The sequence below is a fragment of the Thiohalocapsa halophila genome (assembly GCF_016583825.1).
Lineage (GTDB): Bacteria > Pseudomonadota > Gammaproteobacteria > Chromatiales > Chromatiaceae > Thiohalocapsa > Thiohalocapsa halophila.
Genome location: NZ_NRRV01000086.1, coordinates 1 through 17,344, shown reverse-complemented (window position 1 = coordinate 17,344; position 17,344 = coordinate 1). Strand labels below are relative to the sequence as shown.

At 70.9% G+C, this 17,344-nt stretch carries 16 protein-coding genes; 7 read left to right on the top strand and 9 right to left on the bottom strand.

All coding sequences use genetic code 11. The features are described 5' to 3' along the window. The 4 genes from CKO31_RS22795 to lipB form a co-directional block, all read left to right on the top strand. On the top strand, positions 1 to 1,016 hold a 1,016-nt coding region (locus tag CKO31_RS22795), incomplete at its 5' end, for a septal ring lytic transglycosylase RlpA family protein (RefSeq protein WP_200242004.1). 146 nt (positions 1,017 to 1,162) lie between these two features. After that, positions 1,163 to 2,329 carry a D-alanyl-D-alanine carboxypeptidase family protein gene (locus CKO31_RS22790; protein ID WP_200242002.1) on the top strand — a complete coding sequence of 389 codons (1,167 nt, stop codon included), beginning with the start codon at positions 1,163 to 1,165 and terminating at the stop codon, positions 2,327 to 2,329. A gap of 435 nt (positions 2,330 to 2,764) precedes the next feature. After that, positions 2,765 to 3,049: a YbeD family protein gene (locus CKO31_RS22785; RefSeq protein WP_200241999.1), complete on the top strand. Its 285-nt coding sequence runs from the start codon at positions 2,765 to 2,767 to the stop codon at positions 3,047 to 3,049. A gap of 38 nt (positions 3,050 to 3,087) precedes the next feature. Next, positions 3,088 to 3,783, top strand: a complete 696-nt coding sequence (lipB, locus tag CKO31_RS22780) for a lipoyl(octanoyl) transferase LipB (RefSeq protein ID WP_200241996.1) — start codon at positions 3,088 to 3,090, stop codon at positions 3,781 to 3,783. A 127-nt stretch (positions 3,784 to 3,910) separates the two neighbouring features. Here lipB and CKO31_RS22775 read toward each other — a convergent pair whose 3' ends face one another. From CKO31_RS22775 to CKO31_RS22740, 8 genes are read right to left on the bottom strand one after another with little or no spacing between them, the layout of a single operon-like run. Continuing rightward, positions 3,911 to 5,227 carry a DUF58 domain-containing protein gene (locus CKO31_RS22775; protein WP_242475600.1) on the bottom strand — a complete coding sequence of 439 codons (1,317 nt, stop codon included), beginning with the start codon at positions 5,225 to 5,227 and terminating at the stop codon, positions 3,911 to 3,913. 24 nt (positions 5,228 to 5,251) lie between these two features. Continuing rightward, positions 5,252 to 6,238: an AAA family ATPase gene (locus CKO31_RS22770; RefSeq protein WP_200241995.1), complete on the bottom strand. Its 987-nt coding sequence runs from the start codon at positions 6,236 to 6,238 to the stop codon at positions 5,252 to 5,254. Next, entirely contained in the window at positions 6,235 to 7,533 is a 1,299-nt protein-coding gene (locus CKO31_RS22765; protein WP_200241994.1) for a DUF4350 domain-containing protein, read from the bottom strand. Before CKO31_RS22765 ends, CKO31_RS22770 begins: the two co-directional genes overlap by 4 nt. Next, positions 7,526 to 8,977, bottom strand: coding sequence for a DUF4129 domain-containing protein (locus tag CKO31_RS22760; protein WP_200241993.1), 1,452 nt, complete (start codon positions 8,975 to 8,977; stop codon positions 7,526 to 7,528). The genes CKO31_RS22765 and CKO31_RS22760 overlap by 8 nt, the downstream gene beginning before the upstream one ends. Further along, positions 8,968 to 9,987: a stage II sporulation protein M gene (locus CKO31_RS22755; protein ID WP_200241991.1), complete on the bottom strand. Its 1,020-nt coding sequence runs from the start codon at positions 9,985 to 9,987 to the stop codon at positions 8,968 to 8,970. Before CKO31_RS22755 ends, CKO31_RS22760 begins: the two co-directional genes overlap by 10 nt. Continuing rightward, complete coding sequence (locus tag CKO31_RS22750) at positions 9,984 to 10,763, bottom strand: RDD family protein (protein WP_200241988.1); 780 nt, start codon at positions 10,761 to 10,763, stop codon at positions 9,984 to 9,986. Before CKO31_RS22750 ends, CKO31_RS22755 begins: the two co-directional genes overlap by 4 nt. Positions 10,764 to 10,784: 21 nt before the next feature. Further along, a complete protein-coding gene (locus tag CKO31_RS22745) occupies positions 10,785 to 11,369 on the bottom strand; it encodes a chorismate--pyruvate lyase family protein (protein ID WP_200241985.1) in 585 nt (194 codons plus the stop codon). Positions 11,370 to 11,382: 13 nt separating this feature from the next. Beyond that, positions 11,383 to 11,994, bottom strand: coding sequence for a hypothetical protein (locus CKO31_RS22740; protein ID WP_200241975.1), 612 nt, complete (start codon positions 11,992 to 11,994; stop codon positions 11,383 to 11,385). 21 nt (positions 11,995 to 12,015) lie between these two features. On the opposite strand from CKO31_RS22740, the gene CKO31_RS22735 reads away from it, so the two are divergent. Both CKO31_RS22735 and CKO31_RS22730 read left to right on the top strand, forming a co-directional pair. Further along, a complete protein-coding gene (locus CKO31_RS22735) occupies positions 12,016 to 12,585 on the top strand; it encodes a TrmH family RNA methyltransferase (RefSeq protein ID WP_200241973.1) in 570 nt (189 codons plus the stop codon). A gap of 238 nt (positions 12,586 to 12,823) precedes the next feature. Next, complete coding sequence (locus tag CKO31_RS22730) at positions 12,824 to 13,021, top strand: hypothetical protein (RefSeq protein WP_058557701.1); 198 nt, start codon at positions 12,824 to 12,826, stop codon at positions 13,019 to 13,021. Positions 13,022 to 13,986: 965 nt separating this feature from the next. Here CKO31_RS22730 and CKO31_RS22725 read toward each other — a convergent pair. Continuing rightward, entirely contained in the window at positions 13,987 to 14,955 is a 969-nt protein-coding gene (locus CKO31_RS22725) for a L,D-transpeptidase family protein (protein ID WP_200241971.1), read from the bottom strand. Positions 14,956 to 15,079: 124 nt separating this feature from the next. On the opposite strand from CKO31_RS22725, the gene CKO31_RS22720 reads away from it, so the two are divergent. After that, complete coding sequence (locus CKO31_RS22720) at positions 15,080 to 17,122, top strand: elongation factor G (RefSeq protein ID WP_322789200.1); 2,043 nt, start codon at positions 15,080 to 15,082, stop codon at positions 17,120 to 17,122. Positions 17,123 to 17,344: the final 222 nt, after the last annotated feature.

Sequence of the window (17,344 nt, the reverse complement as noted above, 5' to 3'; positions counted from 1 at the left end):
CACACCCCCACGCACACCCCCATGCACACTCCCTGGCGCTGCTGTCGTCGCTGCTGCTCGCACTGCTCCTCGCCGGCTGCGGCGGTACAAAGCAGGGCACTGTGCGTGTCTCGGACGTCGCCGGCGCGGAGCCCCGCGTGGAGCCCAAGGCTCGCTACGGCAACATGAAATCCTACGTGGTCTTCGGCAAAACCTATTACCCCAAACGCACTAGCCGCGACCATGTCGAGACCGGTATCGCCTCCTGGTACGGCCCGAAGTTCCACGGCCGCAAGACCTCCAGCGGTGAGCGCTACGACATGCACCGCATCACCGCCGCGCACAAGACACTGCCGCTGCCCACCTACGCGCTGGTGAGCAACCTGGAGAACGGCCGCCATCTGATCGTACGCATCAACGACCGGGGTCCCTTCGTCGGCGATCGCATCATCGACCTCTCCTACGCCGCGGCCAAGCAATTGGGCATAGACAAGCAGGGCTTGGCCCGAGTGCAGGTCACTTCCATCGACCCGCGCGACCACGACGGCAAGGTGCCGAAGACGCTGCGCGTCGCCAAGGCCGAGCTGGAGCGCCACCGGGCGAGCCCGGCGCAGGCGGACACGAGCCCGAGCCGCAGCACAACGGACGCACCGGCGCCGGCGCTGGCCGCCCGCAGCCCGAGCACCGATCCTCCGACCGAGGCCCCCAAGGCGCGGGCCCAGCGCGATCCGGGCTTCGTGCAGGCCGCGGCACCGGCCCGCCGGCCGCGGTCTCAGCCTGCCGTCGCCACCAGCAGCGGCTACTATCTCCAGGTCGGCGCCTTCGGCGCCCGCGCCAATGCCGAGCAGATGCGCCGGCGCCTCGGCGGCGAGCTCACGGCGCCCGTCAGCATCGCCGATGATGCCAGCGACAGCGGCGGCAGCGATCCGCTGTTTCGCGTGCGGGTCGGGCCCTTGGGGTCGCGGGCCGACGCCGAGCGGCTCGCCGGCGAGCTTGCCGCGCTCGGCGTCGGCAAGGCGCTGGTGCTGCCGCGCTGAGGTGCATGGATGCCGGCTCGCTGTCGGCGTAAGGCCCTAACCATCGCCGGGTCGAGGCGTCCGCGGGCGCTGTGCCCGTGCGCCGGCGCGGGTAAAATCCTCGGGTGACGCACCTTCGCTTGGAACCCCTAGCCAGCCGATTCGCCATGACAGCCAAGGCCCGCCCCGCTCGTTTCGCCCCTATCCTCGCCGTCGCCATCGTCCTGTTGGGCACTGTGGGCATGGCGCCCCGCGGCGTGCAGGCGATGGAGATCCCGCAGCCGCCCCAGCTCGGCGCCCGCGGCCATCTGCTGCTGGACTTCGACAGCGGCACCATTCTCGCCGAGCACAACGCCGGTGAGCGCCTGGAGCCCGCGAGCCTCACCAAGATCATGACCGCCTATGTGGTCTTCCGCGAGCTCGCCGACGGCAATCTGACCCTCGACGAAGAGGCCTCCATCAGCGAGAAGGCCTGGCGCACCGGCGGCTCCAAGATGTTCATCGAAGTCGGCAAGCGGGTCAGCATCGAGGACCTGCTCAAGGGCATGATCGTGCAGTCCGGCAACGACGCCAGCGTCGCCCTGGCGGAGCACATCGCCGGCACCGAAGAGACCTTTGCCGAGATGATGAATCGGGAGGCGGCGCGCCTCGGCATGACCAACTCCAACTTCGTCAATGCCGCCGGGCTGCCGGACCCGGAGCACTACACCACGCCGCGGGACATCGCCAAGGTGGCCGCCGCCATCATCCGCGAATTTCCTGAGTATTACGCCTGGTACTCCCTGCCCGATTTCACCTACAACGACATCAAGCAGTCCAATCGCAACAAGCTGCTCAAGCTCGACCCCAGCGTCGACGGCATCAAGACCGGCCACACCCAGGCCGCCGGCTATTGCCTGATCTCCTCCGCCGAGCGCGATGATCGTCGCCTCATTGCCGTCGTCATGGGCACCGACAGCGACCGCCAGCGCGTGGCAGACAGTCAGGCCCTGCTCAATTACGGCTTCAGCTTCTTCGAGACCCATCGCCCCTTCGCCGGCGGCGAGCCGGTGGAGCGCCTGCGCGTCTGGGGCGGGGACGAGATCGAGCTTCCCGTCGGCCCCATGCGGGATCTCTACATCACCATCCCGCGCGGTGGCTATGCGCAGCTGAGCGCCGAGCTGGAGCCGGCGGCGGAGATCACGGCGCCGGTGGCCTGGGGCGACGTGGTCGGCGAGATCGTACTGCGGCTGGACGACACCGAGATTCGCCGCGAGCCCGCCGTCGCCCTCGCCGACGTTGCGCGCGGCAACATGCTGCGCCGGGGTTGGGATGCCGTGCTGCGCCGCTTCTGACGGCCTATGCTTGTTGTCGGCACCCATTCGGCGGTGTTGGGCGCCCGCGCGCCTGCTGCTGTGGCACGTAGCCAGTCCGCTCGATATACACTGCTGCCGCCCCAACGTCTTAATCGAATTGCAGACCCGTCGGTCAGCGGGAAAGGCCGAGCGAAAGCGCCTCGTAGGTCGGGCTGAGGCACGAAGCCCGACACCGAACTGGCTATAGCCACGTGACTATCGCGCCTCCTGTCGTCGGCCGGATCGACACACGGGTGAGCCACGTAGGTCGGGCTGAGGCACGAAGCCCGACGCCGAGCTGCCGATAACCGCCTGACTGTCGGGCCTCCTGTCGTCGGCCCAACCGATGCCCGGGTGAGCGCGAGGCGGCTGCTGGCTGCCGTTGCCGTGCTCGACCGCAATCCACGCAGCCCGCCCCCGCGGCGGGAGTAGTCCATGACTAGCCAAGACCATCAAGCCGACGAAGAGACCCTGCTGGAATTCCCCTGCACCTTCCCCATCAAGGCGATGGGCGCCGCGGACTCCGAGATCGAGGCGGTCGTGTGGGAGATCCTGGAGCGCCATGTGCCGGATCTCGACCCGAACGCCGTGACCACCCGCGCGAGCAGCGGCGGCAAATGGCTCGCTGTCACCGCGCGCATCCGTGCCGAGAGCAAGGCCCAGCTGGACGCCATCTACCGCGAGCTGAGCGCCCACCGGCTGGTGGTCTACGCCCTCTGAGGACGGGCCATGGGGCTCTGAGCGCAGGCGCACCGACCATGACACCGCCGCCGCAGGTCCTGCGGCTCTGCCGTCTGGGCCGCGTGGACTATGTCGACTGCTGGCATGCCATGCGGCGCTTCACCGACGCCCGCACCGCCGATACCGAAGACGCCCTGTGGCTGGTGGAGCACCCTCCGGTATTCACCCAGGGTCAGGCCGGCCGCCCCGAGCACCTGCTGCAGCCAGGCGACATCCCGGTGGTGCAGACGGATCGCGGCGGGCAGGTCACCTACCATGGCCCCGGTCAGCTGGTGGCCTATGTGCTGGTGGACCTGCGCCGATTGAAGATCGGTGTGCGTAAGCTGGTGGCGGCGCTGGAGGGCGCGGTCATCGATTTGCTGGCGGGCTTCGGCGTCACCGCACAGGCGCGCCCCGATGCACCCGGCGTCTATGTGGATGGGGCCAAGATCGCCTCCGTCGGGCTGCGCGTGCGCCACGGCTGCTCCTACCACGGGATCGCGCTGAATCTGGACCTGGACCTGACGCCCTTCGCGCGCATCAATCCCTGTGGCCATGTCGGGCTGCCCATGACGCGGCTGGTGGACTGGGTGCCGGCGACGATCCTCGCGGCGTCTGACCCCGGCGAGCGCTTGGCGTCGGTGATCGCCGCAAGGCTCCGGCTGCGCCTAGTCAGCGCCGGCGCGCATTGTGCGGTGCTTGTCGCGAGTCCGTCGGAGATCCGCGGTCGCTGAGCCTGTCTGCATCCCGTCGCCAGCGCCGCTGCAACAGGCGCGCGCCGTGGGAGCGGCCTCTGGCCGCGACAGCCATTGCCGAGGCGCGTATCGCGGCAAGGATGCCGCTCCCACAAGGAGCGGCGGCTCACAACAGCGCCGAGCGCTTGATACTGCCGTAGGCGTTCACCAATGCCGCCGGCAATTGGTCGGGGCGCAGGTCCAGCACCCGGCCGCCGAGATGCTGCAGGCGCTCGTGCTGGCGGGCGCGCTCGTCGAGATACGCCTGCACGGCATGAAAGCGCAGGGCTTCCGCCTCGCTGGTCACCGGGGCCGCCAGCACCCGATCCAGCGCCGCCTCGCGTAGGTTCGCCACCAGACACAGGTGGCGGCGCCGCAGGACGCGGACGGCGCGCAGCAGCTCGGTTTGGTCTTCGTCGCGGCTGTTGGTCAGAAAGACCGCCAACGCGCGCCGCGGCTGGCGCAGCAGCAGGGTCTGCGCTGCGGCCAGGTGGTCCGCCACCGCCAGCGACGGTTGGATGTCGAAGATGTCCCTGAGCAGCTGCTGCACCCTGTCCGGCGCCCGCCGCGGCGGCAGCCAGCGCTCGGCGCCGCCATAGGCGAGCAGACCGACCGCGTCGCCCTGGCGCACCGCCACATAGGCGAGCAGCAGCAGGGCGTTCAGGGCCTCGTCCAGGTGCGAGCGCCCGGCGCGGTCGCGGTGGCGCATGCGTCGCCCGCAATCCAGCAGGAAGACCAGCCGCTGGTCGCGCTCATCCTGGTATTCCCGGGCGATGGGCTTTCGCATCCGTGACGTGGCCTTCCAATCGATCTGCCGCAGCGAGTCGCCGCGGCGGTATTCGCGCAGCTGATGGAACTCCGCACCCGGGCCCCGGCGGCGCTGGCGCCGCACGCCGAGCCCCGCCAAGTGGTCGCTCGCCGCCAGCAGGGTGTAGTGCTCGATCTCGGCGAAATTCGGATAGACCCGAACGGATCGCGTCAGCGCCGTGCCCCGGCGACGGGCCCAGAGCCCGAGCGGCGAGTGCAGCCTGAGATCACAGCCGCCGAATGCCCGCACGCCCCGGCTCGGCGCCTTGAGCCGATAGCTCAGCGTCGCGCGGGCGCCGGGTCCGAGCTCGGCGCTTGCCGGCAGGCCCTGGGGCTCGGCGTCGGCGGGGTGCAGGTCGTGCAGGTCCAGCCGCAGCGTCCGGGAAGCGGCATTGACCAGCGCCAGTTGGACGTCACACCACACGCCCTGGGGCAGGATGCCCGCGACCTGCCGGGTCACCTGCGGCAATGGCGTGCGCAGCAGCAGCCAGAGGTCCGCCCCGGCGAGCGCCGCCAGCAAGGCGCCGGCACCCTGCCAGAGCGGCACGAGCACCGGCAGCCAGGCGGCGGCGAGGGCGATGGACGTCCAGGCAGCGGCCGCAATCAGGAGCCCGCGGTTCGGACTCAGCCCGGTCATAGGCGCGGCTCCGCGGCCGCTCGCTCAGGCACGCGGGGCGTCCACGGCGGCCAGCAGCTCCGTGAGCACGTCGTCGGGCCGGTAGCCCTCGATCTCCAGCTCGGCACCCAGGCGCACCCGGTGGCGCAGCACGGCCGGTGCCATGGCCTTGACATCGTCCGGGCTCACGAAGCTCTGCCCCGCCAGCAGGGCATGTCCGCGGGCCGCGCGCACTAGGGCGACGGCGGCGCGGGTGCCGGCGCCGCTGTCCAGCCCCTGCCAGTCACGGGTGGCCCGCACCAGTCGCAGCGCGTAGTCGAGCACCGCATCATCCAGCGTCAGGGCCGCCGCCGTGGCCTGCACCGCGAGCACCTGCTCGGGCTCCAGCACCCGCTCCACCGCGGAGACGTCGAGCGCATCGCCGACGGCGCCGGCGGTGACGGTACGCACCACCGTTAGCTCGTCGTCGGCGCCCGGATAGTCGATGTAGGACTTCAGCAGGAAGCGGTCCAGCTGCGCCAGTGGCAGCGGATAGGTGCCCTCCTGCTCGATGGGATTCTGGGTGGCGAGCACCACAAAGGGCGGCGCCAGCGCCAGCGACTGTCCCTCCACGGTGACCTGCTGCTCCTGCATGGCCTCCAGCATCGCCGCCTGGGTCTTCGCCGGGGCGCGATTGATCTCGTCGCCGAGCAGCACATTGCAGAAAATGGGCCCGCGGCGGATGTGGAAGGCCTCGCTCTTCATGTCGAAGACGGCGTGCCCGGTGATGTCCGCCGGCATCAGATCCGGCGTGAACTGCACGCGCGCGAAGCGCCCGCCCAGGGCCTGCGCCAGCGCCCGCACCAGGAGCGTCTTGCCCATGCCGGGCAGGCCCTCCAGCAGCACGTGGCCGGCGGCGGCCAGGGCCACCACCACCTCCCGCACCACCTGGCGCTGGCCGATCACGGCGCGGTTCACTGCCTGCTCGATGCGGCCCAGGGCGTCGCGCGCCGCCTCCAGGCGCTCGGCGCTGGGGGGATTGGCTGTACTCATCGGCGACTCGCTAGGGGTTGGTGTTGGCGCTCGGGCTCAGTGTCCGGCGCACGCTTCTTATCGGTATCGGCTGCGACGCTGCGGCCTTTGTGTCGGCGCTCGGCTCCAGCGCCCGGTGCACAGGTCTGCACCAGGCGCTGCAGGACGGCGGTCACGCGCACGAGCCCGGCGGCGTCTCCCACCGGGCCGTAGAGCGCCGCCTGCACCTCATCAGGCGACAAGCCCGTCTGCGCGGCAATCCGTCGGGCGCGCTCGGTGGTGTCGAGGCCGCGTAGCGCCGGGTGACGCCGCAGCCATTGGCGCTCCAGCCGGCGGCGGGTCTGGGCCACCAGCAGGCCGCCTCGGCCCTGGCGCCAGCCGAAATCGCCGGCGGCCTGCAGGTGCTCCAGCAGATCACGCCGGGCGGCATCCGGCGCCGGCAGCAGCGGGCCCAGGCGTCGGCTCAGATGCCAAAGCAGCAGCATCAGCAGCAGCAATGCCGACACCACCGCCGCCGGGGCAGCGCGCCACAGCAGCATTGGCAGCGACGGCACCGAGACCGCGTGCAGCAGCCAGACGCTCTCCCGGTCCGCGGCGAGCAGCGCCAGCAGCAGGGCGTGGTCATGCCGGCCGATGCGCTCATTGCCGAGCCACAGGGTGTCGCTCACCACATACAGGGTCCCCGCGCCCACCCGATACTCCAGCAGCCGCGGATGGCCGTCGGCGCTGATCTCGCCCGCGGCGGCGCCGAGCCGGTCCGCCAGATACCAGCCCGGTGCGAAGCCTACCGTCAGCGGCTGCGGGGAGTCCGGCAGGCGTACGGTCGCCAGCACTTCGTCGTCGCCGCCTGTTTGGGCATCGCGGCGCAGCTCCGCGCCGAAGCCCGCCAGGAAGTGCTCCGGCCGCGGCGCGTCGTCACCGGTGTCTAGGTGCACCGCCTCCACCAGCAGCCGGCCGCCGGCGGCGAGCCAGTCGCGCAGCCGCTCCCGGCGGGCGGCGTTGAGCGGCGGCAGTCCGTCCACCACCAGCATGTCGGCGGGCGGGGGCGGGTCGCGCAGCAGCTCTGGTGCAGTGGTGCTGTGGGCCTCGATGCCGCTGTCGGTCAGAAAGCGCTCGGCGGCGAGGAAGGGATTGGCGCGCGCTTCCGGCGATGCGCCGACGCGCACCTCCCGTACCTGACGCTCGAAGTTGGCGCTGAGCCACAGCCAGCCGCCGGTGGCGAGCACGGCGCCGATGGCGGCCAGCACCCAGGCGCCGCCGCCGCTGCCCCGGCGCCGGGGCGAGCGGGCGCTGCTCGCGGCGGGTCCCTCAGCCATGACCGTCGTCCGCGGAGGCGCTGTCACTGGCGCGGGTCAGTGCAGCGACGCTGTCGGTGTCCACTGGCTGGTGTCCATAGGCCACCGCCTGCCAAAGCCTCACTGTGCGCTCTAGGCGGGTCAGCGCCTGCGGCTCAGTGCGGGCGCGGGCCGCGCGCAGGCATTCCGACTCCGTGGCGCTGTCCGCCAGCTCCAGACCCCTGGCGCGCAGCTGCGCCACCTGCGCGCGGTACAGGAGCCCCAGGGCGCCCCGTACATCGCGGGCCGCGAGCAGCTCGTGCACGGCGGCCGGTACATTGGCTGGCAACGGCTCGGCCGGTGCGGAGGTCTGCGCGACCGGCCCCGGCGGCCCGGTGCTGGTGGGCCGCCGGCCTCTCCGCCGCGGACCGCCGAATTCCCGCAGCAGGTGCAGCGTCAGCACGATCAGCGCCCAGGCCGTGGCGATGACCAGGACCCACTTGGCCAGGGTCGCCAGGCCCTGAATCAGCCAGGCGGGAAGCGCGGTGGCGCCGTCGTCATCCGCCGAGGATGCGCTGTCATCGCCGACATAGACCCAGACGCGCTCCTCGCGGGTGCCGCCGAAGTCCGGCTGCGCCAGTATCGCCTCGATGCGCGCCTTCGCCTCCGCCGGGGTCATCGCCGCTGCCGCGCCCGTGCCCGGCAGCAGCAGCGCGGTCAGCAGCATGGCGGCGGCGATGGCCCGCGCCCGCGGGCCCCTCGGCGCAGCGTGGCGGCGGCGAAAGGCCAGCTCCAGGTCCCAGGCTTCCAGCTCGGTGCGCCGGCCGAGGTAGAGCGCGAAGCCGGCGGCGACGTAGAAGGGAGCGACCACCGACATGGCCAGCACCACGAGCAGGTTTGCGGCCCAGTAGGGGGCGGAGCCCGTCTCCGTGAACGCGGCCTGAAGGTCCGGCGCCGGCAGCCCCGCCGGCACCAGGAAGGCCAGCAGCAGCACACCGGACAGCCAGAGAATGGCTTCCAGGTGTACGCAGACCAGGGTCAGCCAGCCGGCGGCGCCGGTGCCCAGCACCTGCAACCGCTGCCGGCGTGCGGCGCCTCGGGGCGCCTCCAGCAGGGTCACAGGCATGCTGAAGGAGCGGCCCATGCCGATGCGCCGCCACAGCAGCTGCGGCCACAGCCGCGGCGGCAGCGCCTGGGGTAGGCTGCGAGCCGTCGCGCCGAGGCCGGGCTGCTCGCCGAACACCGCCCGGCTCAGCCAGAACAGTGTCACGGCCTCGAAGGCGGGCTTGCACCACCACAGCAGCAGCAGCCACAGGTCCGGGCGCTGGTGCAGCACCGGCAGAGACAAGAGTGCCACGGGGGCGGCGGCGAGCCACCAGCACAGCCACAGGCGCCCGAGCCAGGTCCGCGCCAGCGCGAAGCCCAGGTCCATGCTCTCCCAGGGGCTGCGCGGGCGCGCGCTGATGGTCATCCGGCTCAGGTCCACGGCACGGCTCCGGCGGGGCCGGCTCGGGCCGAATCGGCCGCGCCGCGGCCGGCGAAGCCAAAATAGGCGGCCACCAGCACCCAGCCGCCGGCACCGACCCCATACTTGAGCGTCGGCGGCACGCCGGCGCTCGCGGACCAGAAGGCCTCCACCAGCGCCGCCAGCACCAACAGCGCCATGGCGCCGAGCACCAGCGGCACGGCCTCCGCAGCGCGGGCACGCAGCGCCGCGGGCCGGCTGCGGCGCCCCGGGGCGAGCAGCGCGCTGCCGAGCAGCAGGCCCGCCGTGCCGGCGACGGCGATGCCCGTCAGCTCCAGGCTGCTGTGGCCGCTGACGAAGGACCAGAACGGCGCGGCGAAGCCGAGCTGGGTCAGATGCCCGGCCACGGCGCCGATGGCCAAGCCGTTCATCATCAGCACAAAGCCGCTGCCGGCACCCGCCAGCAGGCCCCAGGCAAAGGTCCTAAGCGCGATGCCAACGTTGTTCCAGACATAGAAGCCGAACATCATCACGTCGTCGTCGGCCTGGCGGGACGGCGTGCGCCCGAGCTTGTCGTTGGTGGGGTCGTACATGGATTCGTACTCGGCCACCTGGGTGCTGTCGAGCAGGCTGTGGATCAGGGTCGCGTCGGCGTAGCAGGCGGCACCCATCGCCAGCATGGGCCCGAAGAAGAGCGCACAGGCGAGCCAGAACAGGCGGTGGTGGCGGCGCAGCGCCTGCGGGAAGCCGGCGACGGCGAAGTGCAGCAGCAGCTGCGGCCAGCGCGGGCGCGGGCGGTGCAGCTGGCGGTAGCCCCGGCGCACCAGTGCGTGCAGCCGTGCCACCAAGCCGGGGCTGTAGCCCCGGGCGCGGGCGATGGCGTAGTGGCCGCTCACCGCCCGCAGCAGCCGCGGCAGCCGCTGCACCGGCACGCCCGGCCCCGGCGCGCGGCGGTCTTCCAGCGCCGCCAGCAGGGCCTCCAGCCGCCGCCAGGTGTCGACATGGGCCGCTTCGAAGGCGTGCTGTCTCATGGCGCTTGCGCCGGGTCTTCGACGTCGGCATGCGCGGGCAAGGGGGCTGCCGCATCCGCTGTGTTGCCGCGGCTGATCCAGTTGGCGATGCCGAGCAGGGCGGCCACGGGGTCGGCGCCGGGCGCGGTCGTCAGCCCGGCCAGCGCGGCGAGCTCGGCCTGGCGCGCCGGCGACAGCGTGCGGCTGCGCTCGGCGAAGGCGAGCACCGCCTGCTGGGTGGCCAGGTCCAGCGGCGCCGGCGGCGGCAGGGGTGGATGTACCGGCAGCGCCGCCGGCAGCGGTGGCGCATCCCGGTGGATCACCAGGGTGCCGGCGGCCAGGTCGCCGAGTCGGCGAAAGTCTCGGTCCGCCAGCATGGCCGCCAAGCCCAGGCCGTAGAGCACCGGCAGGAAGTCCGCGGCCCGCAGCAGGTTGCGCAGCAGGGAGGCCGACGGTCCCACCGGCGTGCCGTCGGCGTGCACCACCAGGAGGCCCATGGCGCGCTTGCCCGGCGTGGCGCCGCTGCGCAGCTCGAAGAGCACCGGGTAGAGCCACTCCAGCAGGAAGAGCGCCAACAGCAGCAGCCCGACGCCGACGCCGGCGAGGCCCGCCAGCGGCAGCAGCAGCAGATAGAGACCGGCGCGAATAGCGAAGTCGATGGCGAAGGCAAGCGCCCGGGGCACCGGGCCCGCCAGGCGCAGCGCGATCTCCACGCCCTCCGGCGTCTCGAAGCGCCGCAGGGTGTCGATGGCGCCCGCCGCCGGCTGGTCGGCGGGCTGCGGCTGCGGTTCCTGCATGCCTGCTCCCGGGCTGCGGCCTCAGCGATACAGCGACAGCGGAAAGGTCTCGGTGATCAGGATCACCGGCTCGCCGGCGATGATGATGCGATAGGTGCGAAACACCGCACTGTCGGTGTCCGTGTCCGGCTCCAGGCCGACTTCCATCACCTCACGATAGCTCTCCAGGCCGCTGTCGCGAATCAGGGCGCCGATGCCGATCTCACGGTCGATGAGCCGGCGGCGGAAGTGACCGGGAATGAGCTCGGTGCGGATGACCGAGAAGGCGTTGGCGAAGTCCTTGCCGGTGTGGGCGCCGCGCAGGCGCGCGCGGCGCACCATGATGCGCTCGCCGCCGGCGACGTCCACCCAGGGGATCTCGTCGGCGGCGGTGACGAATTCCTGGCGCAGGGTCTCCACCACCACGGGCTCCCAGAAATAGGCCTCGATGATCTTGGTGACGGTGCCGTCGGTGACCAGCAGGGCGCGCAGGAAGGGCGGCAGGCTTTCGATGGCCACAGGCTGGCCGGAGTCGTTGTGGATGGTGCCGTCGTGCACGAAGCCCTCGCAGCGGAAAGGATTCGGGCCCGGCTGCGGCAGGGTTCTGCGATAGTAGCGCTCGACCATGTGGCGATTGTGCTCAGAGCAGCTTCATGATGAACAGGACCCGAGTGCTGGGCGGCAGGTGCTCGCTGCGGTCGGTGCTGACGTTTAGGCCATGGCGATGGCGGTCGTCCGGTAGGTGCTTGAGCGGTCCCCGGCCCGTGGGCGTATGGCGGTTTCGCATCACCGGCGCGTCGCTCTCGCCGCGCACGCGGTGGTCGTGGTCGCGGCTGCCGAGGCGCTGGCCGACGGTGACGGGGTCCGTCGTGCCGAGCAGCATCTGCCCGCGCAGGTCCGGTGTGCCCCGGGTGCCGTCGCAGATGGCCCAGCCGCGCTCGGCGAGCCAGTCGCGGAGATCCGCACCCGTGCCCGCGTAGCCGCTCGCCGCCGGCACGAAGGCGATAATGCTACCCGCAGGTAGGGCGGCGGTAAGCGGATCGGCGGGGCGCTGCGGAAGCTGGGCCGGGTCGCCCGCCGCGGGTATGGGGCCGGTGGCCGTCGTGTCTGCGCCATCCGGCTGCGGCGCTTGCGCCAGGGCGCAGGTTGCCGTCCAGCCGACCGCGAGCAGCAGCGCCCGCAGCCGACGGCGCGGCTTAGGGTGGCGGCTGGCGCGATGCGGTCCGGCCGAGCCACTTGGTGGGGCTGTCATGGTAGCGCTCATCGGTGCTGAATGGGTGAGTCGGGCATGGGACACGAGAGGTCAGGGGAGCATGCGATGAGCAAAAAACGCAGCCGGATGGACGCGCACGCGCGCTTCGAGCGCGAGCGCCGCCGCAACCTGCTGGCGCAGCCAGGCCCGTCGGATCTGATCCTGGTTCTGGATCATCTCAAGCCGGGCTTCAATGTGGCAAAGATCTTTCGCAGCGCGCAGGCCTTCGGGGCGCGGGAGATCCACCTGATCGCCATCGGTCCATTTGACCCGGCCCCCGCGAAAGGGGCGCTGCGGGCAGTGCCGGCGCGGTTTTTCGGCCAGCTCGAGGAGAGCCTGCGGCTGCTGCGGAGCGATGATTATTGTGCTTTTCGGATGCTGGCCGACGGCGGCGAGACGCTGCAGACCGCGCGGCTGCCGCGGCGCTGCGCCCTGGTGCTCGGTCACGAGGAATTCGGCCTTAGCGCCGCAGCGTTGGCGCTGCCGGCGCTCAGTATTGCCCAGTATGGGCCGGTACAAAGTCTGAATGTGAGCGTGGCTGCGAGCATTGCGATGTACGAATATTATCGACAGCACCCGCTATCGACATGACCCAAGTGTTGCGCGATAGCGACACTGCCTGTGGCATGGATGCATACACAGTCAGCCAAAGGCCCACGCGGGCGGGTGCAGTCACCGCAAGGTCCCGTGTTTTCGGGCCTCCGGCGCGACGTTGTTGCGGCACGACGCTGTTCTATTCTGCTAACATTCACGCCCGAGGGTTCGGACCGGCCCTTGTCCTGTGTTATATATTCCTTGCCGATCGGCAAACTCAAACGGAGAGACCGCTATGACCAAGAACATCAAGCTCGCTTCCTTGTCCGCCGCTGCCCTGCTGAGCGCCTCACTGCTCGGCGGCTGCGCCACCGACCAGGAGGCTCGCGACATGGCCCAGGCCGCCATGGATGCCGCCAACGCCGCCCAGGCCTGCTGCGAGGCCAACGAAGAGCGCATCAACCGCATGTATCAGCGCGTCATGGCCAAGTAAGCAGACGCTGCTTGGCTTCGTCTCGGTCGTCCATACCGAGTATGGACGGCCGATCTACCGGGCGACAAGCCCGCACCATTCCCGCCTCACCTCCCGCTCAACACTCCCCGCTCTGGACCGGCCCGCCGTCGCGAGTAGTCAAGGTCCAGCACCGCTGATCCCAATCGGCACCATCAGGCTGCCACGATTAACGCGTCGGGAGATTCCCCGATTATTCTTGCTTGCCGCCGGCGCTGCCTGCATTGCCCGCGCTGTGGGAGCGGCTTATAGCCGCGACGGGCCCGGCAGCAGCCTCGCCGCCCGCATCGCGGCAAGGATGCCGCTCCCACAGGCCCCCGCGCTGTGGGAGCGGCTTATAGCCGCGACGATTCTGGCAGCTGCCTAGCCGCCCACGTCGCGGCAAGGATGCCGCTCCCACAGGGCACCCGCGCTGTGGGAGCGGCTTACAGCCGCGACGGGCCCGGCAGCAGCCTAGCCACCCGCGTCGCGGCAAGGATGCCGCTCCCACAAGGCACCAGCGCTGTGGGAGCGGCTTGTAGCCGCGACGAACTCCCTAGCAGCCTCGCCACCCACGTCGCGGCAAGGATGCCGCTCCCACAGGCCCCCGCGCTGTGGGAGCGGCTTATAGCCGCGACGATCCCGGCAGCAGCCTCGCCGCCCGCATTGCGGCAAGGATGCCGCCCCACGGGGAGTTCGCGCTGTGGGAGCGGCTTATAGCCGCGACGATCCCGGCAGCAGCCTCGCCGTCCGCGTCGCGGCAAGGATGCCGCTCCCACAGGCCCCTGCGCTGTGGGAGCGGCTTATAGCCGCGACGGGCCCCGGCAGCAGCGTCGCCGCCCACGTCGCGGCAAGGATGCCGCTCCCACAGGCCCCCGCGCTGTGGGAGCGGCTTATAGCCGCGACGAACTCCCTAGCAGCCTCGCCGCCCACGTCGCGGCAAGGATGCCGCTCCCACGGGGCCCGGCTCAGAACACGGACTCGAGCTTGTGCCAGCTCTTGGCGCCCTGGCGCACGCCTACCAGGCGCGGCAGCCCGGAATTCTCCTGAAGCGCGCGGCGCACCTCGTCCCAGTCCAGGGCCACATCGTCCGCCTGCGCGTATTTCCCGGGAACCACTTGCTTTGGCGACGCCGGGGATTGCTCCTCGGTCAGATTGACCTCCAGGAAGAGCTGGTCGCCGCGCCAGCCGATCTTGTAGGGCTGATCGACGATACGCACCGGCGTGCCCTTATCCACCTTGGCGAACAGGGCCTCGATGTCTTCCGGGTACATCCGGGTGCAGCCCGAGCTCACCGGCATGCCCACCCCCCAGGGCTTGTTGGTGCCGTGGATCAGATAGCTCGGATTGCTGAGGCGCATGGCATAGGCGCCGAGCGGGTTTTCCGGGCCGGCGGGCACCACCGCCGGCAGGGTCTCACCGCGCTTTTCGTACTCGGCGCGAATGGACGCCGGCGGGGTCCAGGTGGGGTCTTTGATCTTCTCGATGACGGAATAGGTCCCCACCGGCGTCTCCCAGCCCTCGCGGCCGATGCCGACGGAGAACACCTCCACCTCGGTGGCGGAGTGATAGTAGTAGAGCCGCTTCTCGGCGAGGTTCATCACGAGACCTTGCCGCGGGGCGTCCGGCAGCACGTGGAAGTCCGGCACCAGCACGTCTTGGTTGTCCCCCGGCACCCACATGTCCACGCTCGGGTTGGCCTGCTTCATCTCGTCGTAGCCGGAGCCGTAATGGCGGCCCACATCCAGCAGGGTGTGCTCGGCGTCGGTCTTTACATAGAAGGGTGTGCCGATGACACTGTCCTCTTGGCTGACCCGATAGATCTCTGCGCTGGCCGCCGCCGACAGCGCCGCCGTGCAGGACAGCAGTGCCGCCAGCAAGCCCGTGCCAGCGCGGCGCAGGGGTCCTCGTTGCAGCAAGCCGGTCTGATCAGGCATTTGGTGTTCTCCGTTTGATAGTCACTAAGACGCTATGAGCCGCCACGCGAAGCCAAAACAGGGGCCCAAGCCCGCACAGGCCGCTGGGTCCAAGACCGGCGGCAGCGCCAGAAAATTGTCATACGTGCGCAATATCGGCGTGGCCGCGCACGTGGACGCCGGCAAGACCACACTCACCGAGCGCATGCTCTTCTACACCGGCGCCTCGCACAAGATTGGCGAGGTGCACGACGGCGCCGCCCACATGGACTGGATGGCCGAGGAGCAGCAGCACGGCATCACCATCACCGCCGCGGTCACCAAAGCGCCCTGGCGCGACCACGCGCTGCAAGTGGTCGACACCCCCGGCCATGTGGATTTTACCATCGAGGTGGAGCGCTCCATGCGCGTGCTCGATGGGGTAATCATCGTGCTCGACGGCGTGCGCGGCGTGGAGCCGCAGACCGAGACCGTCTGGCGCCAGCGCTGCCGCTTCGGCCTGCCGGTGCTGTTTTTCGTCAATAAGATGGACCGCCCCGGCGCGGATTTCACGCGCTGCCTCCAGGCCATCGAGTCCAAGCTGGAGGTCAAGCCGGTGGCGCTGACGGCGCCCGTGCTCGACGAGCAGGGCCACGAGGAGCACACAGTGGTGCATCTGCTGCACCGCACCCTGATCCGCTTTGGCGGTGAGCAGGGCGAGGTGGTCACCAGCGAGCCCTGCCCGGAGGATCTCTGGGCGCGCTACGCCGGTCTGCACGAGACCCTGCTGCTCGCTGCCGCCGACGCCGACGAGACCCTGGCCGATCAGGTCCTCGCCGGCGAGGAGCCGGACCCCGCCGACGTCATCCATGCGCTTCGCAAGGGCACCCTGGCCGGCAGCATTTTTCCCTGCCTCGGCGGCAGCGCCCTGCGCAACATCGGCGTGCAGCCGCTGCTGGACGCCGCCGTGGACCTGCTGCCGGCGCCGCTGGACCGCCCGCCGGCGCTGGCCAGGCTGCCGGAGGGTGGCACGGAAGAAGTCGTGCTGGGCCCGGACGGGCCGCTGGCCGCCCTGGTGTTCAAGGTGCAGCTCTGGGACGGCCGCCGCCACTGCTTCGTGCGTGTCTACCGCAACCGCCTGGAGCCGGGGGACCATGTCAGCTTCGTCGGGCTGGACGGCCGCACGGTCACCGAGCATGTCGCCCGCATCTTCGATACCGACGCCGGGCGCAAGCAGCGCCTGGATGTGGCCGAGCCGGGGCAGATCGTGCTGCTGGCCGGGCTGCGGCACGCCGGCACCGGCGACACCGTCTGCGACCCTGAGCACCTGCTGCTGCTGGAGCGCATCGACGCCCGCCAGCCGGTGCTGAGCCTCGCCATCGAGCCCGGCGCCGGCACCGACGAAGAGCGCCTGCTGGAGGCCCTGGACAAGGTCACCCAAGAGGACCCGACCCTGGCCGTCGCCGAAGACCCGGACACGGGCCAGCGCCTGCTCCGGGGCATGGGCGAGCTGCACTTGCAGATCGTGCTGGAGCGCCTGGCGCGGGAGTTCGGCGTCGCCGTACGCAGCGGCAGGCCCGCGGTGGCCGTGCGCGAGAGCATCACCGCCGAGGCCACTGTCAGTTTTCTTTACACTCGCTCGCCGAGCCCCGACGGTAAGCATCCGGAGCTGACCGCCGGTGCAACGGTGCAGGTGCGTCCCGCCGTCCGCGGCGCCGGCAACAGCCTGACCTTGTGCCCCGAGGTGCTCCCCGCGGGTGCCGAGCTGGCGCCGGAGCAGCGCGAAGCCCTGCGCCAGGGCCTCGCTCAGGCCCTCGCCGCCGGCCCCGAGCACGGGGCGCCGGTGGAGGATCTCGACGTGCGGCTGACGCAGGTGGAGCTGTTCGGCCAGCAGAGCCCGCCGGACGCGCTGGCCGCCGCCGCCGCCCGCGCCCTGGGCAAGGCGCTGGTCCAAGCGGGCCCCTGCGCCCTGGAGCCCGTGATGCGCGTTGAGGTGGTGGTGCCGGACGAGAACCTCGGCGCCGTCCTGGGCGACCTCCAGCAGCGCCAGGCCGCCATCCAGGCCACCGACACCAGCGACGGCGACAGCGTCGTCGCCTGCGAGGTCGCGCTGGCGCGGCTGCTCGGTTACGCGACGGAGCTGCGCAGCCTCACGCAGGGGCGGGGACAATTCAGCATGCACTTCCTGCGCTTCGACCGCTGCTCGTAGAGCTCGTAGGATGGGCAGAGCGAAGCGAAACCCATCCTCGCCGGTCGCAGCTTCATGTGAAATCAGGCACCAAGAGCCCGCCGTCAGGCTCCTGGAGCGAACGCACCGCTCCCGCGCTAACGACATGGGGCAGCATGCTATCCTCGCGTCACACCGCCTGGTCGCTGCTCCCGCGGGCAGGCCCGAGTCGAGCGAACCGCCCCCGCCAGCAGGCCCCCTGCA